Origin of the sequence: Streptomyces sp. UG1 (genome assembly GCF_049974585.1) — a bacterium.
Taxonomy (GTDB): domain Bacteria; phylum Actinomycetota; class Actinomycetes; order Streptomycetales; family Streptomycetaceae; genus Streptomyces.
Window position 1 is genome coordinate 94,491 of sequence record NZ_JBNGGG010000023.1, and the last position, 17,974, is coordinate 112,464.

General features: G+C 71.1%; 19 protein-coding genes. 10 read left to right on the forward strand and 9 right to left on the reverse strand.

Annotated features, from left to right (window positions below; translation table 11 throughout):
- Positions 1 to 4: 4 nt before the first annotated feature.
- The gene (locus ACP4J3_RS25290; RefSeq protein WP_426538170.1) at positions 5 to 760 is read right to left on the reverse strand and encodes an SLATT domain-containing protein; all 756 of its coding nucleotides are present in this window, start codon (positions 758 to 760) and stop codon (positions 5 to 7) included.
- A 303-nt stretch (positions 761 to 1,063) separates the two neighbouring features.
- Here ACP4J3_RS25290 and ACP4J3_RS25295 point away from each other — a divergent pair, with 303 nt between their 5' ends.
- The 3 genes from ACP4J3_RS25295 to ACP4J3_RS25305 all read left to right on the forward strand — a co-directional run bounded on the left by ACP4J3_RS25295 (position 1,064) and on the right by ACP4J3_RS25305 (position 2,751).
- Positions 1,064 to 1,408, forward strand: a complete 345-nt coding sequence (locus tag ACP4J3_RS25295; protein WP_380850694.1) for a YbaB/EbfC family nucleoid-associated protein — start codon at positions 1,064 to 1,066, stop codon at positions 1,406 to 1,408.
- Between the two features lie 82 nt (positions 1,409 to 1,490).
- Positions 1,491 to 2,090 (forward strand): recombination mediator RecR, encoded by a 600-nt coding sequence (recR, locus tag ACP4J3_RS25300; RefSeq protein WP_030053254.1) that lies wholly within the window; start codon positions 1,491 to 1,493, stop codon positions 2,088 to 2,090.
- Positions 2,083 to 2,751: a DUF5063 domain-containing protein gene (locus ACP4J3_RS25305; protein ID WP_426538173.1), complete on the forward strand. Its 669-nt coding sequence runs from the start codon at positions 2,083 to 2,085 to the stop codon at positions 2,749 to 2,751. Before recR ends, ACP4J3_RS25305 begins: the two co-directional genes overlap by 8 nt.
- Before the next feature lie 15 nt (positions 2,752 to 2,766).
- Here ACP4J3_RS25305 and ACP4J3_RS25310 read toward each other — a convergent pair whose 3' ends face one another.
- Positions 2,767 to 3,603 (reverse strand): PhzF family phenazine biosynthesis protein, encoded by an 837-nt coding sequence (locus ACP4J3_RS25310; protein WP_426538175.1) that lies wholly within the window; start codon positions 3,601 to 3,603, stop codon positions 2,767 to 2,769.
- Between the two features lie 185 nt (positions 3,604 to 3,788).
- Between ACP4J3_RS25310 and ACP4J3_RS25315 the strand changes: the two genes are divergently transcribed.
- Positions 3,789 to 4,205, forward strand: a complete 417-nt coding sequence (locus ACP4J3_RS25315; RefSeq protein ID WP_426538177.1) for an SsgA family sporulation/cell division regulator — start codon at positions 3,789 to 3,791, stop codon at positions 4,203 to 4,205.
- Positions 4,206 to 4,254: 49 nt separating this feature from the next.
- Here ACP4J3_RS25315 and ACP4J3_RS25320 read toward each other — a convergent pair whose 3' ends face one another.
- Complete coding sequence (locus tag ACP4J3_RS25320) at positions 4,255 to 4,995, reverse strand: TSUP family transporter (protein WP_426538179.1); 741 nt, start codon at positions 4,993 to 4,995, stop codon at positions 4,255 to 4,257.
- Between the two features lie 132 nt (positions 4,996 to 5,127).
- Between ACP4J3_RS25320 and ACP4J3_RS25325 the strand changes: the two genes are divergently transcribed.
- Positions 5,128 to 5,640, forward strand: a complete 513-nt coding sequence (locus ACP4J3_RS25325) for an SgcJ/EcaC family oxidoreductase (RefSeq protein WP_426538181.1) — start codon at positions 5,128 to 5,130, stop codon at positions 5,638 to 5,640.
- Here the strand turns inward: ACP4J3_RS25325 and ACP4J3_RS25330 are convergent.
- The 4 genes from ACP4J3_RS25330 to ACP4J3_RS25345 all read right to left on the reverse strand — a co-directional run bounded on the left by ACP4J3_RS25330 (position 5,606) and on the right by ACP4J3_RS25345 (position 9,692).
- Complete coding sequence (locus ACP4J3_RS25330) at positions 5,606 to 6,976, reverse strand: sensor histidine kinase (RefSeq protein WP_426538183.1); 1,371 nt, start codon at positions 6,974 to 6,976, stop codon at positions 5,606 to 5,608. The two genes, ACP4J3_RS25325 and ACP4J3_RS25330, sit on opposite strands and share 35 nt — an antisense overlap.
- Positions 6,973 to 7,677: a response regulator transcription factor gene (locus ACP4J3_RS25335; protein ID WP_426538185.1), complete on the reverse strand. Its 705-nt coding sequence runs from the start codon at positions 7,675 to 7,677 to the stop codon at positions 6,973 to 6,975. The genes ACP4J3_RS25330 and ACP4J3_RS25335 overlap by 4 nt, the downstream gene beginning before the upstream one ends.
- A gap of 94 nt (positions 7,678 to 7,771) precedes the next feature.
- Positions 7,772 to 8,959 carry a cytochrome P450 gene (locus ACP4J3_RS25340; protein ID WP_426538187.1) on the reverse strand — a complete coding sequence of 396 codons (1,188 nt, stop codon included), beginning with the start codon at positions 8,957 to 8,959 and terminating at the stop codon, positions 7,772 to 7,774.
- The gene (locus ACP4J3_RS25345) at positions 8,949 to 9,692 is read right to left on the reverse strand and encodes a tRNA-dependent cyclodipeptide synthase (protein ID WP_426538302.1); all 744 of its coding nucleotides are present in this window, start codon (positions 9,690 to 9,692) and stop codon (positions 8,949 to 8,951) included. Before ACP4J3_RS25345 ends, ACP4J3_RS25340 begins: the two co-directional genes overlap by 11 nt.
- Positions 9,693 to 9,995: 303 nt before the next feature.
- Here ACP4J3_RS25345 and ACP4J3_RS25350 point away from each other — a divergent pair, with 303 nt between their 5' ends.
- The 4 genes from ACP4J3_RS25350 (at position 9,996) to ACP4J3_RS25365 (ending at position 14,577) form a co-directional block, all read left to right on the forward strand.
- Positions 9,996 to 11,273 (forward strand): aspartate kinase, encoded by a 1,278-nt coding sequence (locus ACP4J3_RS25350; protein WP_194043037.1) that lies wholly within the window; start codon positions 9,996 to 9,998, stop codon positions 11,271 to 11,273.
- On the forward strand, positions 11,273 to 12,337 hold the full coding sequence (locus tag ACP4J3_RS25355; RefSeq protein WP_426538190.1) for an aspartate-semialdehyde dehydrogenase: 1,065 nt from the start codon (positions 11,273 to 11,275) through the stop codon (positions 12,335 to 12,337). Before ACP4J3_RS25350 ends, ACP4J3_RS25355 begins: the two co-directional genes overlap by 1 nt.
- Positions 12,338 to 12,733: 396 nt before the next feature.
- Positions 12,734 to 13,417, forward strand: coding sequence for a SigE family RNA polymerase sigma factor (locus tag ACP4J3_RS25360; protein WP_426538192.1), 684 nt, complete (start codon positions 12,734 to 12,736; stop codon positions 13,415 to 13,417).
- An 83-nt stretch (positions 13,418 to 13,500) separates the two neighbouring features.
- A complete protein-coding gene (locus ACP4J3_RS25365) occupies positions 13,501 to 14,577 on the forward strand; it encodes a hypothetical protein (RefSeq protein ID WP_426538194.1) in 1,077 nt (358 codons plus the stop codon).
- Between the two features lie 95 nt (positions 14,578 to 14,672).
- On the opposite strand, the gene ACP4J3_RS25370 is transcribed toward ACP4J3_RS25365, so the two are convergent.
- A complete protein-coding gene (locus ACP4J3_RS25370) occupies positions 14,673 to 15,473 on the reverse strand; it encodes an SURF1 family protein (protein WP_426538196.1) in 801 nt (266 codons plus the stop codon).
- An 85-nt stretch (positions 15,474 to 15,558) separates the two neighbouring features.
- Positions 15,559 to 15,927, reverse strand: a complete 369-nt coding sequence (locus ACP4J3_RS25375; RefSeq protein WP_426538198.1) for a nuclear transport factor 2 family protein — start codon at positions 15,925 to 15,927, stop codon at positions 15,559 to 15,561.
- 114 nt (positions 15,928 to 16,041) lie between these two features.
- On the opposite strand from ACP4J3_RS25375, the gene ACP4J3_RS25380 reads away from it, so the two are divergent.
- The gene (locus tag ACP4J3_RS25380; RefSeq protein ID WP_426538200.1) at positions 16,042 to 17,892 is read left to right on the forward strand and encodes a S9 family peptidase; all 1,851 of its coding nucleotides are present in this window, start codon (positions 16,042 to 16,044) and stop codon (positions 17,890 to 17,892) included.
- The last annotated feature ends 82 nt before the right edge of the window (positions 17,893 to 17,974 follow it).

Consider the following 17,974-nt stretch of genomic DNA (forward strand, 5'->3'; position numbering starts at 1 on the left):
GGGATCACCGCGGCTCCGGCGGGCGCTGGCGCGGCATGTTCGGGCGGGACCCGTTCGGCGGCGGGACGGGGAAGCGGCCCAGGCCGCTCATGCCCGCCTCCTGACGGGTCCCCCCGGTCACCGCCGACTGGATCCCCATCGGCGCCGCCCCCGTGCGGAACTCCACCATCCAGTCCGCCGTCTCCGACCGCACCAGCTCGGTCACGTCCTCCGAGAAGCGGCGCAGTACGCCCAGACACCGCTCGGCGGCCTCACCGGCCGTGCCCTCGGCCGGGCCCAGGACCTCTCTCACGCTCTCCGTCGCCCAGTCGAACTGGAGCACCTGAAGCCGCCGCTGCACGGCCTGGGCCGTGGCGACGTCCCTTATCCAACTCGACGTGAGACCGAAGAACCGGTCGGTCGCCAGGCAGGCCACCGCCAGCAGCAGCGCCAGATATCCCCAGGGGGCCACCCCGCCCGCGACCCCGGTCAGGTCCAGCAGGGGCAGCGCGGCCCCTACGACCGCTCCCGCCGCCGCCCCGCCGCGCAGCGCCCGCGCCGCCCGCCGCTTCCACACCCGGTCGGCGAGATACCACGCCGCCGTTTCCAGCGCCCCGCGCTCCACCCATCGGTACAGCTCGTCCAGCCGCACCGCCGGCTCCCCCCAGTCCCCGTGCGGAAACGCCCGTCCCGTCAGATCGCCCGGCCGAAGTCCGGCCGCCCCTCCGCCGCCCCGCCCGTCCTGCGGCGACCTGTCGGGCTGCATCTCCGGCTGACCCACCCGGCACTCCCTACTGTCACGGTGCGTGACATCACGTACGGGTCGGGAAGGGCCGTAGGCCCCCCACCGCGCACGGAACGTCACGCGACACCTGAGGCTGACGCGCCGGACCCTTCCTACCGCCCAATGGGTGGCGAAGAGATGCCTTTCGCCTCTTTTCCGCCCGGAAGGGGTCCTTGATCAGGTATAGGACTCCAGTTCACTCCAGTTCGTCTCACTCGAAAGAGTGCTGGGGCGACGGCCACGCCGACCACGTAGGCTCGTGCTGAAACATCAAACGCGTACACGCGCAAGGAGCTGATCGTGATCCCCGGTGGTGGCCAGCCCAATATGCAGCAGTTGCTCCAGCAGGCCCAGAAGATGCAGCAGGACCTGCAGCGGGCGCAGGAAGAACTGGCGCAGACCGAGGTCGACGGCCAGGCGGGCGGCGGCCTGGTGAAGGCGACCGTGACCGGCGCCGGCGAGCTGCGGGCGCTGAAGATCGACCCGAAGGCGGTGGACCCGGAGGACACCGAGACCCTCGCCGACCTGGTCATCGCGGCCGTACAGGCGGCCAACGAGAACGCGCAGAACCTGCAGCAGCAGAAGCTGGGCCCGCTGGCCCAGGGCCTGGGCGGCGGCAGCGGCATCCCCGGCCTGCCGTTCTGACGTTCCCGGCGCGCCTTCCTTACAGGGGCCGCCGCCAACTACCGTACGTACCGTAAGGAACCCCAGGAAGGACGGCAGTCCGTTGTACGAAGGCGTGGTCCAGGACCTCATCGACGAGCTGGGGCGGCTGCCCGGCGTCGGTCCCAAGAGCGCCCAGCGGATCGCCTTCCACATCCTGCAGGCGGAACCGACGGACGTACGGCGCCTCGCCCAGGCCCTGATGGAGGTCAAGGCGAAGGTCCGCTTCTGTGCGACGTGCGGGAACGTCGCACAGGAGGAGCTGTGCAACATCTGCCGGGACACGCGCCGCGACCCGGCGGTGATCTGCGTGGTCGAGGAGCCCAAGGACGTCGTGGCGATCGAGCGGACCCGTGAGTTCCGCGGCCGCTACCACGTCCTCGGCGGCGCGATCAGCCCGATCGAGGGTGTCGGGCCCGACGACCTCCGTATACGAGAACTTCTCGCGAGGTTGGCCGACGGCACGGTCACGGAGCTGATCCTGGCCACCGACCCGAACCTGGAGGGCGAGGCGACAGCCACCTACCTCGCCCGCATGATCAAACCCATGGGCCTGAAGGTCACCCGCCTGGCCAGCGGCCTCCCGGTGGGTGGCGACCTGGAATACGCGGACGAGGTCACCCTCGGCCGCGCCTTCGAGGGGAGACGACTCCTAGATGTCTGACGCCACGCTGCACGCGACCGAGCAGAACCCGGATGACTTCGCGGTCCAGATCGCGGACCAGATCGAGAGTTTCCTGGTCGCGGTCTCCGAGGTCGCGAAGGGCGACGAGCCGGGCTCGACGGTGCCCTTCCTCCTGCTGGAGGTCTCCCAGCTCCTGCTGGCCGGCGGCCGCCTCGGCGCCCACGAGGACATCGTCCCCGAGGAGCGCTACGAGCCCGACCTGGGCCCGGAACCGGACGTCGACGAACTCCGCGAGAACCTCGCCCGCCTCCTGGACCCGGTCGACGTCTACTCGGAGGTCTTCGACCCCTACGAGCCCCGCAAGGCCCCCGTCCCGGCCCGTATCTCCGACGACCTCGCCGACGTCATCACCGATCTGCGCCACGGCATGGCCCACTACCGCGCCGGGCGCACCACCGAGGCCCTGTGGTGGTGGCAGTTCTCCTACTTCTCCAACTGGGGCTCCACGGCGTCCGCGACGCTGCGCGCCCTGCACTCGGTCCTGGCCCACATCCGCCTGGACCAGCCCCTCGAGGAACTCGACGGCCTCGACACCGACCATGGCGTGATGGGCGACGAGACCCTCGAGTTCGAGGCCGGCAAGGTGATGGAGCAGGAGATCGGGGAGCAGTTGGGGCTGCGGTCGGTGCAGCAGCCGTAGAGCCGTAGGACCGGCTCAGATCTGTACGGCCGTCCCGGACACGCCGATGCCCGTGCCCGGCTCGGCCGGGACCGTCACGGTGATCGTGCTGGGGCGGCCCATGTCCACGCCCTGGTGGATGGTCAGGGTGGCGGGCGTCGGTACCAGCCCGAGCTCCCGCAGATAGCCGCCGAACGCGGCCGCCGCGGCACCGGTGGCGGGGTCCTCGACGACACCGCCGGGCGGGAACGGGTTGCGGGCGTGGAACGTGGTGGGGGACTCCCGCCAGACCAGATCGACGGTGGTCCAGTCGTGACGGGCCATCAGGGCGGCGAGTGCGTCCATGTCGTAGTCGAGGTCGGCCAGCCGGTCCCGGCTCGCGGCGGCGACGACCGGGTGCCAGGCCCCGGCGAAGGCCACGCGCGGCGGCAGCGCCGGGTCCAGTTCCCCGGCGGACCAGCCCAGGACCGCCAGCAGTTCGGCCAGGTCGGCCCCCGCGAGCGGGGCCGTACGCGGCGCCACGCTCACCAGCGTCGCCACCACGCTGCCGTCCGCCGCCCGGTCGGTGGTGACCGTGACCGGGCCCGCCTTGGTACGCAGGTGCAGCCGGCCGGTGCCGTGCCGCTGCGCGTGGGCGACGGCCGTCGCGATCGTCGCGTGCCCGCAGAACGGCACCTCGGCGAGTGGGCTGAAGTACCGGATGTCCACCGTGCCGTCGTCGGCCGGCACCACGAACGCCGACTCCGAGTAGCCGAGGTCGGCCGCCGTCGCCAGCATCGTCGCGTCGTCGACCCCGGTGGCGTCGAGCACCACGCCCGCCGGGTTGCCACCGGCGGGGTCGCTGCTGAAGGCCACGTATCGCGAAATCTCCATTCGTGGACGGTAGCCGCCGTGCGCGACACGGGACCAGGGGATTACGAGCGAAGAGTGACGTGGGTTACAGGAAAAGGCTTCTGAAGTGGCGTAATGCGGCGGCCCTCCGGGCGGTCTCACATGCACAACGGCCACACCCGGCCGATGCATGCCTTCGCCCGCCCCCCCCGAATCGGAGCCCGCCCATGTACGTCACCCTGGAGCAGCCGACCGGCGCCCACCTGATCACCGCCGCGGACCACGACATCGCGATACCCGCCACCCTCCGCTACACCTCGGCCGACCCCCTCGCCGTGCACATCGACTTCCCGCCCCACGTCACCCTCGACGGCGAGGCCGCGACCTGGACGTTCGCCCGGGTGCTGCTGGGCGAGGGACTGCGGGCGCCGGCCGGGCCCGGCACCGTACGGGTACGGCCGTGCGGGACGTCCCACACCTACGTGGAGTTCCACTCGCCGACGGGCGTGGCCGTCCTCCGCTTCACCACCTCGGACCTGTACCGCTTCCTCGCCCGCACCTACACCGTGATCGCGCCCGGCGAGGAGACCGTGGGGGCCGAACTGGACGACGGGCTCGCGGGGCTGTTCGGGGGGCGGGTGTGAGGTGCGGTCGCACCCGGGGAAGGCGTTGCCCTCCTCGGCCCGACCGGGTTCACAGCCCCCACACGCCCCACACCCCCTTCCCGACCGCCGTGACCCCGCCCAGCAGTGCCAGTGTCAGCACCAGCCGCCGGGCTCGCCGTTCGGGTGTGCGGGCGGCGAGGTGTCTGCCGGTCAACCCGCCCGCCGCCATCGCCGCGACCACCGTCCCCCACCGCCCCGCACTCAGCTCCGGCACCCCGTTCGCCGTCACCGAGAACACGTTGACGACCACCCCGTAGAACTGCGCGTTCGGCACGAACTCCGGTACCGTCCAACCGGCGTTGACCGCGTACAGGGACACCGGCGGACCGCCCACCCCGGCGGCGGAGTTCATGAACCCGCCCACCGCACCGGCCGCCACCGCGCCCTTCGTGCCGCGCAGGGCGGGGACCCGGGCGCCTCGCATGACCAGGAGCACGGCGATCGTCACCAGGCCGCCCATCAGCAACAGCAGGAGTGGTTCGGGGAGTTGGCGGGTCGTGAAGGTCCCCGCCGGCACCGTGCAGGCCGCCGCGGCGCACAGCGGCACCATCGCGCCCGGCCGCACCCGCCGCCAGCCGCTCGCCAGGCCGACGGCGCTGATCGCGCCACACGCGCAGTTGGCGAGGGCGACCCCCTGCGCCGGGCCCAGCAACAGCACCAGGGCCGGTACGGCGACCAGGGCGAAACCCATGCCCGTGAGCCACTGGACGGAGGCACCGAGCAGCACGATGCCGGCCAGCAGCGCCTCGCCCGCCACGGTTTGGGCCATCGGGTAACCGTACGGCCACCGCGCGCGAATTGGGCGAACCCTGTCCCTGGGCTGTACGTCCCCTGCACGGGCGCTAACCAGTGCACGGCGAATCTGGAGTCACTTCCGCACCAGATCCGCACTGGAGATGCAATGACTCGTACCGCACGCAAGTCCATGGGCAAGCGCGTAGCCATTGTCACCGCCACCGCCGTGGTCGCCGTCGGCACCGTCGCCGCCGGTGCCGCGGTCGCCGGGCCTGGGTGGGGCCACGGGAAGCCCAGCGAGAGGGAGATAGCCGGGCTGTTCGACGACTGGAACACAGCGCTGCAGACCGGTGACCCGGACAAGGTCGCCGACCTGTACGCGAGCGACGCGGTCCTGCTGCCCACCCTGTCCAACAAGGTCCGCGCCGACCGCGCCGGCATCGTCGACTACTTCGAGCACTTCCTGGAGAACAAGCCGGTCGGCACGAAGGTCGAGTCGCACATCAACGTCCTCGACGGCAACTCCGCCATCGACGCGGGAGTGTACGAGTTCGCGCTCACCGACCCCGAGACCGGTGAGAAGAGCGCGACCAAGGCCCGCTACACCTACGAGTACGAGAAGCGCGGCGGCGAGTGGCTCATCGTCAACCACCACTCCTCGAAGATGCCCGAAGGCTGATCGTCACCTTCAGCCCGCCCCGGGGCGCGTCCCCGAGCGTCACGGTCCCGCCGTCGTCCGTCACCAGCTGTTTGACGACGGCGAGGCCGAGCCCGGAGCCGGCCTTCCCGGTCAGGCCCTTGCCGCGCCAGAAGCGGTCGAAGGCGCGGGACTTGTCGAGGTCCGACATCCCGGGGCCCTCGTCGAGAACCGACAGCACCACTTCGTCGCCCCTCGGCTCCACCTGGACGGTGATCGTGCCGCCGTCGGGTGACACCTCCAGGGCGTTCGAGAGCACGTTGTCCAGGACCTGGTCGAGATGGCCGGGACTGGTCAGCACGAGCGGCCGGCCGTCGGCACCCCCCTTGAGCGTGATGGTGACTCCACGCTCGTCGGCGGCCGGCCTCCACACGTCCAGCCGCTCCCGCACGATGTCCAGCAGCGGCAGCGGCTCCGCGGCCGTCACCTTCGCCTCCGCGCGGGCCAGCACCAGCAGTCCGCTGACCAGCCGGTTCATGCGGACGACCTCGGCCGTCGCCTGCTCCACGTCCTCCTTGACGAACTCGTCGTCCACCCCGTCCGCGATGTTGTCCAGGGACAGGCGCAACGCCGTGAGAGGAGTACGGAGCTGATGCGAGGCGTCGGCCACGAAGATGCGCTGCGAGGCGATCAGGGTGTCCAGGCGCTCCGCGCCCTGGTTCAGGGTGCGGGCCAGCGTCTGGGTCTCCTGGGGGCCGGTGACGGGAGAGCGCGCCGTGAGGTCGCCGTCGCTGAACTTGCTCGCCATGTCGTTGAGCTGACGCAGCGGGCGGGTCAGCCGACGGGCCACCCCGGCACCGATCAGGGCGGCCACGCCGAGGACGGCGACCGCCAGGCCGGCCCTGAAGCCCCAGATGGTCCACAGGCGGTAGGTCATCTTGTCGGTCGAGAAATTGATGCGTACGGCGCCGACGACCTTGTCGTCGGCGCCCGAGTGGGCGGGGACCGTGATCACGAGTTCCGGGCCCCAGACGAAGGAGGATCCCCAGTCGGCGGTGGCCTTGTCCTCTTCGAGGGCCCTGGTCAGGGCCGCGTCCTGGTCCGGGCGTTCCAGCGGCGGCGTGCACTGCGGGGTGGTGGTCGTCTCGACCTCGCCCTCCGTCGCCGTGCCGTACGCCTTGGCCATCCGTTCCAGGGCCAGGCACGAGGCGCTGTCCCCGTTGCCCAGCAGCGCCGCCATGGTCGCGGCCTTGCGTTGCACGGATTCCTTGGTGTCGGACCGCAACTGGTCGGTGAGCGAGAACGCCACCGGCACGGTGAACAGGGCGATGGCGATCGCGACGAGCAGGATGTAGCTGCGGACGAGCTGGCGGATCATGACGTGCCGCCACCGCCGTCGGCCCTGGCACCGTCCACGATCTCCAGCCGGAACCCGACCCCCCGCACCGCCTCGATCGAGATCACCCCGGCGAGCTTGCGCCGCAGCGCCGCCACATGCACGTCCAGCGTCTTGGTCGGCCCGAACCAGTTGGCGTCCCAGACCGCCTCCATGATCTGCTCGCGCGACATCAGCGCCCCGGGCTCCTCGGTGAGGAAGGCCAGCAGGTCGTACTCCTTGGGCGCGAGGGGGACCTCCTCGTCGTCCAGGCGGACGCGGGCCGCCTTGCGGTCGATGGTGAGGCGGTCGCCGTACCGGTCCGGGCCGGCCTCGGCGGCGGGCGTACGGGGCTGCATGCGGCGCATCACGGCCCGTATCCGCGCGATGACCTCACGGACCCCGAACGGCTTGGAGACGTAGTCGTCCGCGCCGATCTCCAGACCGACCACCCGGTCCGTCTCGTCGCTGCGCGCGCTGATCACGATGATCGGCACATCGCCGCGCTCGCGCAGCGCCTTGCAGACGTCGAGTCCGTCGGTGTCGGGCAGGCCGAGATCGAGGAGTACGACGTCGTAGGGGTCGCGGTGGCTCAGCGCCGCGGCACCCGTGGTGACCCACGCCACCTCGAAGCCGTAGCGCAGCAGTCCTCGCCGCAGCGACTCGGCGACCGGTTCGTCGTCTTCCACCAGAAGTACACGCACAGGGCGAACCATAGTGCTTGAACTTTTCGGTAATCGAGACCGGCCGCCGAGCCTGTGAACAGGCGATCTGCGGGTAAAGCGGGTAGATCCGCACTTACCACATGATCGGCAAACGCTCCGGGATCCGCTTCATGAAGCCCGTCCGCCACACGAGCTGCTCGATCGGCACCGCCAGCCGGAGTTTCGGCATCCGCTCCAGGAGGGTCTCCAGAGCGATCTCGGCGTGTCTGCGGCCGAGGGCGGTGGCGGGGCAGTAGTGGCGGCCGCCGCCGAAGGAGAGATGGGCGGTGGCGTTGTCGCGGCCGAGGTCGACCGTGTGCGGGTCGGGGAAGGCGGCCGGGTCGAAGTTCGCGCCCTCGACGAGGACCAGCACCAGCTCGCCGGCCCTTATCTCCACCTCTCCGAGGCGTACGTCCTGCGTCGCCAGCCTCGGCAGGCCGTCGCCGATGGACAGGTTGACGCGCAGCAGCTCCTCGACGGCGGCCGGGATCCTGCCGGGGTGCGCGACCAGCTCGTCCCGCAGGTCCGGGTGCTGGATCAGCGACACCAGGGCCATGGTCAGGAAGCCCGAGGTGGAGATCACGCCCGCGCCGAACATGGTCACCCCGACCGTCGCGAGCATCTCGTCGGTGAGATGGCCGTAGTCGGGGTCCGTGCGCAGCGCGGCCAGCTCGGCCATCAGGCCCGTCGTCGCCGGGTCGTCGAGCCGCTCCGTCATATAGGCGAGGTCCCGGTCCCAGTTGAGCCGGGCGCCCGTGACGGGGCAGGCCGAGTTCATGAACGCGATGTCCAGGCTGCGCATCAGCCGGGGCGCGTCCTGCCGCGGGATGCCGAGGACGCGGCAGTGCATGCCCGCCGAGTACGGATCGGCGAAGCCGCCGCGCAGATCGGCCGGGGCGCCCTCGCCGAGCAGAGCGTCGACGAGTTCGGCGGCATGGCGCCGCATCCACTCCACCAGGCCGGGGCTCTTCGGGTTCAGTGCCTTCAGTACGGCCTTGCGCAGCCCGGCGCCGGTGATGTTCCCCATGTTGTTGACGACCTCGGGCGGGATCGTCAGCGCGTACTGGCGGGGCACGCCGGGGGCGGAGGTGTCCTTGAGGCTGAAGCGGGGGTCCTGAAGGACCTGCCGGCACAGCTCGTACGACGACACCAGCCAGGCCTCGTCCCCGGCGATGGTGCGCACACGGCGCACGGGCGTGCGGCCGCGCAGCTCCTCCACTTCCTCCGGGAGCCGGTCGCCGCGCCAGGAGAAGGGGAAGTCGATGAGGTCCTCAGTGAGCATCGGCTGTCCCCTCGGCCGGCGTGACGATGGCGTGTCCCTGGTTGCGGGAGGCGCGCAGGCCGGCGCCGCGGGAGTAGAGCAGCTCGGCCATCGGCAGCGACTGGTGGTAGCAGTTCAGGGAGGAGGGGACGCCGAGGATGGCGGGGGTGTCCAGGAAGAGGGGCGCCTCGGCGCAGACGTAGGCCAGGCAGACCTCGCGCTGGGCGGCGCTGGCCCGTCCGGCCCGGCCGGCCAGGAAGGAGTCGACGAGCTTCTCGCAGGTCGTGCGGAACTCGTCGTCGGTGGCGAGGCGGGCCTGGAGGCGGTCGTGGATCTCGCGGTACGCCGCGTTGCCGTGGAAGTCGGACATGGCGTGCGCGTGCAGCCGGGTGCCGCCGGGGTCCGTGGACCGTACGGCGCCGAGCACCTTGGCCCGTACTCCGCGCAGGTTCTTCACCGCCTTGCGGCGCGCGTCCTCGGGCGGATAGCCGGACGCCGCGTACATCTCGGCCACGTACAGATCCGTGTAGACGAAGTCCACCCGCGCGAAGAGCGCCAGACCCCAGCGGGCGAGGTCGAGGACGCGGCGGGCGGAGAAGTAGCTGTTGCCGGGGGAGACGCCGATGACGGCGTGATCGCCGGCGGCGCGGATCACCTCGCAGTGCGGAGTGAAGGGCTCGATCTTGAAGAGGCCGGCCGGGTGGCCCGTATCGGATTCGGCCTGTGTGACGTGCTGGATCTCGGAAGCGGTCACAGTCGTCAAAGGAGGAAAGTCCTTCGCGTCGCTAGTCCCGATGGAGCCTTGTGCCCCTGGTGTGGCGACGACGACGCGAAGTTAGTGTGCGACTACGGAGAGCGTCAATGGGGTCGGGGCGTCAATGGGCTCATGGCGGCCGCACCTCGCACTAGTGACCTGCCCCACTTTCCGGAGTGCCCCGCGCGCACCGGGGCAGGCACCATCCCGGAGCGTTCGAATCTCACCATCTGGGAACCCCAAGGTCGTTTTCGGACGCTCGATAGACTGAGCCGACACACACGGACTGAGCGAGGAGCGCACGTGGGCCTTGTCGTGCAGAAGTACGGAGGCTCCTCCGTAGCCGATGCCGAGGGCATCAAGCGCGTCGCCAAGCGGATCGTGGAAGCCAAGAAGAACGGCCACCAGGTGGTCGCCGTGGTTTCCGCGATGGGCGACACGACGGACGAGCTGATCGATCTCGCCGAGCAGGTATCCCCGATGCCTGCCGGGCGCGAGCTCGACATGCTGCTGACCGCCGGAGAGCGGATCTCCATGGCCCTGCTGGCCATGGCGATCAAAAACCTGGGCCACAGCGCCCAGTCGTTCACCGGTTCGCAGGCAGGTGTCATCACCGACTCGGTCCACAACAAAGCGCGGATCATCGACGTCACGCCGGGCCGGATCCGGACCTCGGTCGACGAGGGCAACATCGCGATCGTCGCCGGGTTCCAGGGTGTGAGCCAGGACAGCAAGGACATCACCACGCTGGGCCGTGGCGGTTCCGACACCACCGCCGTCGCGCTGGCCGCCGCCCTCGACGCCGAGGTGTGCGAGATCTACACCGACGTCGACGGCGTGTTCACCGCCGACCCGCGTGTGGTCAAGAAGGCGAAGAAGATCGACTGGATCTCCTTCGAGGACATGCTGGAGCTGGCCGCGTCCGGCTCGAAGGTGCTGCTCCACCGCTGTGTGGAGTACGCCCGTCGTTACAACATCCCGATCCATGTCCGGTCCAGCTTCAGCGGACTGAGGGGCACGTGGGTCAGCAGCGAGCCGATCGAGCAAGGGGACAAGCAGGTGGAGCAGGCCATCATCTCGGGTGTCGCGCACGACACCTCCGAGGCCAAGGTCACGGTCGTCGGCGTCCCGGACAAGCCGGGCGAGGCCGCCGCGATCTTCCGTGCGATCTCCGACGCCGAGATCAACATCGACATGATCGTGCAGAACGTGTCCGCCGCGTCCACCGGCCTGACGGACATCTCCTTCACGCTGCCGAAGTCCGAGGGCCGCAAGGCCATCGACGCCCTGGAGAAGAACAAGGGCGGCATCGGCTTCGACTCGCTGCGCTACGACGACCAGATCGGCAAGATCTCCCTGGTCGGCGCCGGCATGAAGACCAACCCGGGCGTCACGGCCGACTTCTTCAAGGCGCTGTCCGACGCCGGTGTGAACATCGAGCTGATCTCGACCTCCGAGATCCGTATCTCGGTCGTCACCCGTGCCGACGACGTCAACGAGGCCGTGCGCGCGGTGCACTCCGCCTTCGGGCTCGACTCCGACAGTGACGAGGCTGTGGTGTACGGGGGCACCGGGCGCTGATGGCGGGGAAGGGGCCGCGCCGACCGACGCTCGCGGTCGTGGGAGCGACCGGGGCCGTCGGCTCGGTCATGCTCCAGATCCTGTCCCAGCGCGCGGACATCTGGGGTGAGATCCGTCTGATCGCCTCGCCGCGCTCGGCCGGCCGCAAGCTGGCCGTGCGCGGCGAGGAGGTCGAGGTGGTGGCGCTCACCGAGGAGGCCTTCGCCGGGATCGACGTCGCGATGTTCGACGTACCGGACGAGGTGGCCGCCCAGTGGGCGCCGATCGCCGCCGCCAAGGGCGCGGTGGTGGTGGACAATTCGGGCGCCTTCCGGATGGACCCGGATGTGCCCCTGGTCGTGCCCGAGGTGAACCCGCACACGGTCCGGATGCGGCCGCGCGGAATCGTCGCCAACCCCAACTGCACGACCCTCTCCATGATCGTGGCGCTGGGCGCGCTGCACGCCGAGTTCGGGCTGCGCTCCCTGGTGGTGTCCTCCTACCAGGCGGTGAGCGGGGCCGGGCGGGCCGGCGTCGAGACGCTGCGCCAGCAGCTCTCCCTGGTGGCCGGCACCGAGCTGGGGACCGCCCCCGGTGACGTACGGCGGGCCATCGGCGAGAACACCGGGCCGTTCCCGGAGCCGGTCGCGCTGAACGTCGTGCCCTGGGCCGGGTCGCTGCGCGAGGACGGCTGGTCCTCGGAGGAGATGAAGGTGCGGGACGAGTCCCGCAAGATCCTCGGGCTGCCGCAGCTTCCGGTCGCCGTGACCTGTGTGCGGGTGCCGGTGCTGACCGTGCACTCGCTGACCGTGCACGCCCGCTTCGAGGGCGAGGTCACGGTCGCCAAGGCGCGCGAGATCCTGGCCACCGCACCCGGGGTCGTGCTGTACGACGACCCGGAGGCGGGCGAGTTCCCGACGCCCGCCGACGTGGTGGGCACCGACCCGACCTGGGTCGGCCGGGTGCGGCGTGCGCTGGACGATCCGACCGCGCTCGAACTCTTCGTCTGCGGCGACAATCTGCGCAAGGGCGCGGCGCTCAACACCGCGCAGATCGCTGAGCTGGTGGCGGCGGAGCTTTCGTGACCTCCCGGGGCGCCCGGGAAATTCGCTGGGCCGCGACTGAATCGTTTGTAGGATCTGCGTGATGAATGTGAGCCGATCGATGGTCCGGACCTCTTGAACCGGGCCCGGTCGGCGGCCGAAGATTTTCCTCCCCGCTCTGCAACCGCTTGCAGAGCGGGGAGCGTCTTTGCGGTCGCCCTTGTGGGTGTGAGACGCGTTTTTCTGGCGTGGGGACGCCATGAGCGGGCGTGGGGACGACCGTTCATACATAGACATAGGGGAAGAGCGGGTAGGCATGTGGGCGTTTGACGCACGGTCGACTGGACTGCCTGGCGTGAGAGGGCCGGCTGCGCAGAGTGGCGCGAAAGTGACGTCCGGCACGTACAACCCTTCCGGGGGGACGCGTGTCCAACTGGCGTGGCAGAGGTTCTCGACTTCAGCGCGGCGACCCGCGGTACGGCCCTACGGCCGCCCCGCCGGCCCATCCGACCCGGCAGGCCCGGCGCGTCCGGTGGCATGCCGGTGATCGCGCCCATGCCCGCAGCGCGGCCCGCCCGCATACCCAGTCAGCGTGACGGCGCCGAGCAGGCCGAGAACACCGCGGCGGCCGGCACCACCGTCGACCACCTCACTGAGACCTACCGGGCCCACTACCGCTCGCTGCTGGGGCTCGCGGCCCTCCTCCTCGACGACACCGCCTCCTGCGAGGACGTCGTCCAGGAGGCGTTCATCCGCGTCCACTCCGCGCGCAAGCGGGTGCGCGACCCGGAGAAGACGCTGGCGTACCTGCGCCAGACCGTGGTGAACCTGTCCCGCTCGGCCCTGCGCCGCCGCATACTCGGCCTGAAGCTGCTGTCCAAGCCGATGCCCGACATGGCGAGCGCGGAGGAGGGCGCCTACGACCAGCTCGAACGGGACTCCCTGATCAAGGCGATGAAGGGCCTGCAGCGCCGCCAGCGCGAGGTGCTGGTCCTGCGGTACTTCGCCGACATGACCGAGGCCCAGGTCGCCGAGACGCTCGGCATCTCGCTGGGCTCGGTGAAGGCGTACGGCTCGCGCGGCATCGCGGCGCTGCGGGTCGCCATGGAGGCACCGGCATGAGCGGGGACCGGGACGCGCGACGCGGTCCGGCTGGGGGCCCGGACGAACAAGATCCGAAGCAATCGCACGCTGGGAACGGAACTGTGAACCACGGCCCCGACGACCAGGGTCCCAAGGGACTCGACTCGGACGAGCTGGCCCTGCGCCGCATGCTGCACGATGTGGTCCAGGAGATTGAGCCGCGCGACGGCACGCTGGACCATCTGCGGCGGGCGGTGCCCGCGCGGCGGGCGCGCAAGCGGCAGGCGCTCGTCGGCATGGCGGCCGCGGCCCTCTTCGTCGGCACCGCCGTCCCGGCCCTGGTGCACGTGTCCAACTCCACCGGCTCCGAGGTCAACTCGTCCGTCGCCGGCCACGGTGAGCAGGCGCAGGGCGGGGCCGGTCAGAGCAAGGAGACCGAGGGCGGCCAGAGCACCTCGGGCGGCTCCTCCGGCAAGACCGAGAACCAGGGCAAGGGGAGCGGCAAGGAGGAGGACAAGGGCACCGGCAAGGACACCGGCTCCGGCGCCGGAAGCACCACCGGCCCCTCGGCGACGACCGCGGCCGGCGCCACCGCGTGCACCGCCGAACAGCTCGGCACCTCCGGCGGGACCGCCGAGGCGCCCGACTCCAACGGCAGCGTGTACGGCACCTTCCGCTTCAGCAACGCCTCCCAGGCCGACTGCACGGTGAGCGCGCCCGGCACGGTGAGTTTCGTGACCGGCGGAGCGGCCGACGCCACGAAGATCACCCAGTCCCGGCATGTCTCCGGCGACGCGGCGGTCGGCCTGCCCGCCCCGTCCCAGGAGCTCACCTCACTCCTGCTCAAGCCGGGCGCCTCGTACGAGGTGCGGTTCGCCTGGGTCCCCTCGGAGACCTGCCCCACCACGGGCGACCCCACGACCGGCGGCGGGAGCACGGGCGGCTCAGGCGCGGGCGGCGGCGAACCCTCAGCCGACCCGACCCCGACCGACAACGCGGCCAGCGCGACCGAGGGCACCTCCACGGGCGGCGACACGGGCACCGGCACCACCACCCAGCTCATGAGCGAGGACACCACCGCCGAAGGCAGCGTCACGATCACCAACACGCCGGAGGCGGGAGCCCCGACGGCCACGGTGACGGTGTCCAACGCGTGCGCCGGGGCCATTTACTGGACGGGTGTGCTGGCTGGGGCGTAGGCGCGTACGCAGGGCCGGGGCCGCGCACCCCTTCGGACTCTTCGGGCCGCGCACCCTTTCGGACGCATCGGGCCGTGACGGACTGACGGACCTTTTCAGACGCCGGACGGGCTGGAGACGCGCTCCTGGTGGTCCTCGTCCGGCGCCAGCCCCAGCCGCGCGTCCCGCACGAACTCCACCTCGCGGCGCAGCAGGCGGAACCACATGAAGACCACGAAGCCCGCGAAGACGAACCACTCACCGGTGTAGCCGAGGTTCTGGAAGGCCTTCAGGTCCAGGCCGGTGTCATTGGGGGCGGCCACCGGGACCGGCTTCATACCGGAGTCGGCCTTGTCGAGGGTGATCCAGGCGTCGTAGAGCTCGTACGGCACCAGGTTCACCAGCGATGCCGCGCTGATCGCCCCCGTCTGACCGGACGGCAGGCCGCCGCGCGCGGGAACGCCGTTCTCCCCGGGCACCTCGGACGCCTGGAGCGCGCCGGTGACCGTGACCTCGCCGCCGGGTGCGGCGGGGGCGGCGGCCCGGTCGGCGTCGCCCGGCAGCCAGCCCCGCACCACCGGCAGGGCCTTGCCGTCGTCGGTGCGCAGCAGCGTCAGGACGTAGTAGCCCCGCTTGTCGTCCAGCTCCCGGTCCGGGACCAGCAACTGCTCGGCGTACCGCCCGCGCACGGTGGCCTGCCTGCCCGACGTCGCCTTGTCCACCGGCAGTAGCTCGGCGAGCGGACGGGGCGCCTCCCGCTTGTTCTCCTCGGCCTGCTCACCGGCGTTGCGATGGTCCGCGACCCGCGCCTCGAACCGGCCGAGCTGCCACGACCCCATGAACACGCAGAACGGGATGGCGAGCAGCACGAAGACGTTGATCCCCCACCAACGGGGCGTCAGCAGAAACCGGTACACGCCTTCAAAGGTACGGGGGCTGTCGCGAGGGCCGGGCCGCGGGGTCAGTTCCTGTCCGCCCCGGTCTGCCCCGGTCCGCCCCGTCTCAGTACCGCTCGACGAGGTGTTCCCGACCGGCCGGCGGCTCGTAGGGCTCGGGCCAGAAGTCGGTTATCGCGTCGATCCGCTCGGTGCCGGTGAAGAACGAGATGCCGTACATCTCCTCCAGCCCGACCGTGAAGTGGATCCACGTCACGACCTGTCCCGGCTCGGCGACGATCCGTTCGACCCGCAGCCGCCAGTCCCCCGGGTACTCCCGGTTGAACCGCACATACCGCTCCCGGCCACGGATCCGCTCCCGCGTCTGCGGCAGGGTGTACACCACATCCTCGGCGAGCGTCCCGGCGAACGCGTCCCAGTCCCGCGCCTCGGCGGCGGCCCAGAACCTCTCGACTGTCTTGCGCAGATCGGTCATGCCGGGAAGTCTGCACCCCGGCACTGACAATCGGGTCCGGCCGCGGCCGTGAAGTTATCCACAGGCTGGGGACCTCGCCAGCGGACTGTCGGTCGGGCCGGGCACTATGGGGTCATGACTGAGAGCAACGGGTCCGATTCGCGCGATCACCACAGGCGGGGGCACATGCAGGACAAGGACATGCCGGACTGGGAGAAGCGGTTCCGGGCGCCCCGGGTGTCGCTGCCCGACTGGGCGGAAGACGCGCCGGACCGCTCCTTGTTCGTGTCGAACGCCACCGGGACGTACGAGCTGTACGCCTGGGACCGTACGACGGGCGAGCAGCGCCAGGTGACCGACCGGCCGAACGGTACGACGGACGGTGTGCTCACCCCGGACGGCGCCTGGATCTGGTGGTTCGACGACAAGGACGGCGACGAGTTCGGCGTGTGGCGCCGCCAGCGCTTCGGCGGCGGCGAGGACGAGCTCGCGGCGCCGGGTCTGGACCCCTCCTACCCGGCGGGCCTCGCCCTCGGCCGGGACGGGCGCACGGCGATCGTGGGCCGCTCGACGGACGAGGACGGCACGACGATCCATCTGGCCCGCGCCGGTGACCCGCCCGTGGAGATCTACCGGCACCGCGAGTCGGCGGGCGTGGGCGATCTCTCCCACGACGGTTCGCTCATCGCCGTCGAGCACACCGAGCACGGCGACGCGATGCACTCGGCGCTGCGCGTGCTGCGCCCGGACGGCACGGCGGTCGCCGAGCTGGACGACACCAAGGGCGGCACCGAGGAGCTGGGCCTGGAGGTCCTGGGCTTCGCGCCGGTCGGCGGTGACACGCGGCTGCTCATCGGGCATCAGCGGCGGGGCCGCTGGGAGCCGCTGGTGTGGGACGTGGCGACGGGGGAGGAGACCGACCTCGCGCTGGAGCTGCCGGGCGATGTGAGCGCGGAGTGGTGTCCCGACGGCACCGCGCTGCTGATCGCGCACAGCTTCGAGGCGCGCAGTGAGCTGTTCCGGTACGACCTGGCCCGGCGCGCGCTGGTGCCCGTGCCGACCCCGGCGGGCTCGGTGTCGGGGGCGACGGCCCGGCCGGACGGCAGCGTGGAGTACCTGTGGTCGTCGGCGGCGGAACCGTCGGCGGTGCGGTCGACGACGGGGCGGGTGGTGCTGGACCCGCCCGGCATGAAGTCCCCCGGCTCGGTGCCGGTGGAGGACGTCTGGGTGGAGGGCCCGGGCGGCCGCATCCACGCGCTCGTGCAGCGCCCGGCGGGCGTGACGGGCCCGCTGCCCACCGTGTTCGACATCCACGGCGGCCCGACCTGGCACGACAGCGACGCGTTCGCGGCGGGGCCGGCGGCCTGGGTGGACCACGGCTACGCGGTCGTGCGGGTCAACTACCGCGGCTCGACGGGCTACGGCCGCGCATGGACGGACGCCCTCAAGCACCGCGTCGGCCTGATCGAGCTGGAGGACATCGCGGCGGTGCGGGAGTGGGCGGTGACATCGGGCCTCGCCGACCCGTCCCGGCTGATCCTGACCGGCGGCTCGTGGGGCGGCTATCTCACCCTGCTCGGCCTCGGCACCCAGCCGGACGCGTGGACGCTGGGCATCGCCGCGGTCCCGGTCGCCGACTACGTCACCGCGTACCACGACGAGATGGAGGCCCTGAAGGCCATGGACCGCACCCTCCTGGGCGGCACACCCGAGGAGGTCCCGGAGCGCTTCGAGGCCTCGTCACCCCTGACGTACGTCGACCGCGTGCAGGCTCCGGTCTACATCTCGGCGGGTGTGAACGACCCGCGCTGCCCGATCCGGCAGATCGACAACTATGTGAAGCGGCTGGAGGCGCGGGGCGCGATGCACGAGGTGTACCGGTACGACGCGGGACACGGCTCGCTGGTGGTGGACGAGCGGATCAAGCAGGTCAGACTGGAACTGGACTTCGCGGAGCGGCACTTGAACGGGCGGCGCCCTGCCTGATCTCCGGCCTCCCGCAGAGGGCCGAACCCCCTCTCGGCGCGGGGGGGCACCCTGCCACTCCAGGGCCTGCCCCCCGGTGCGG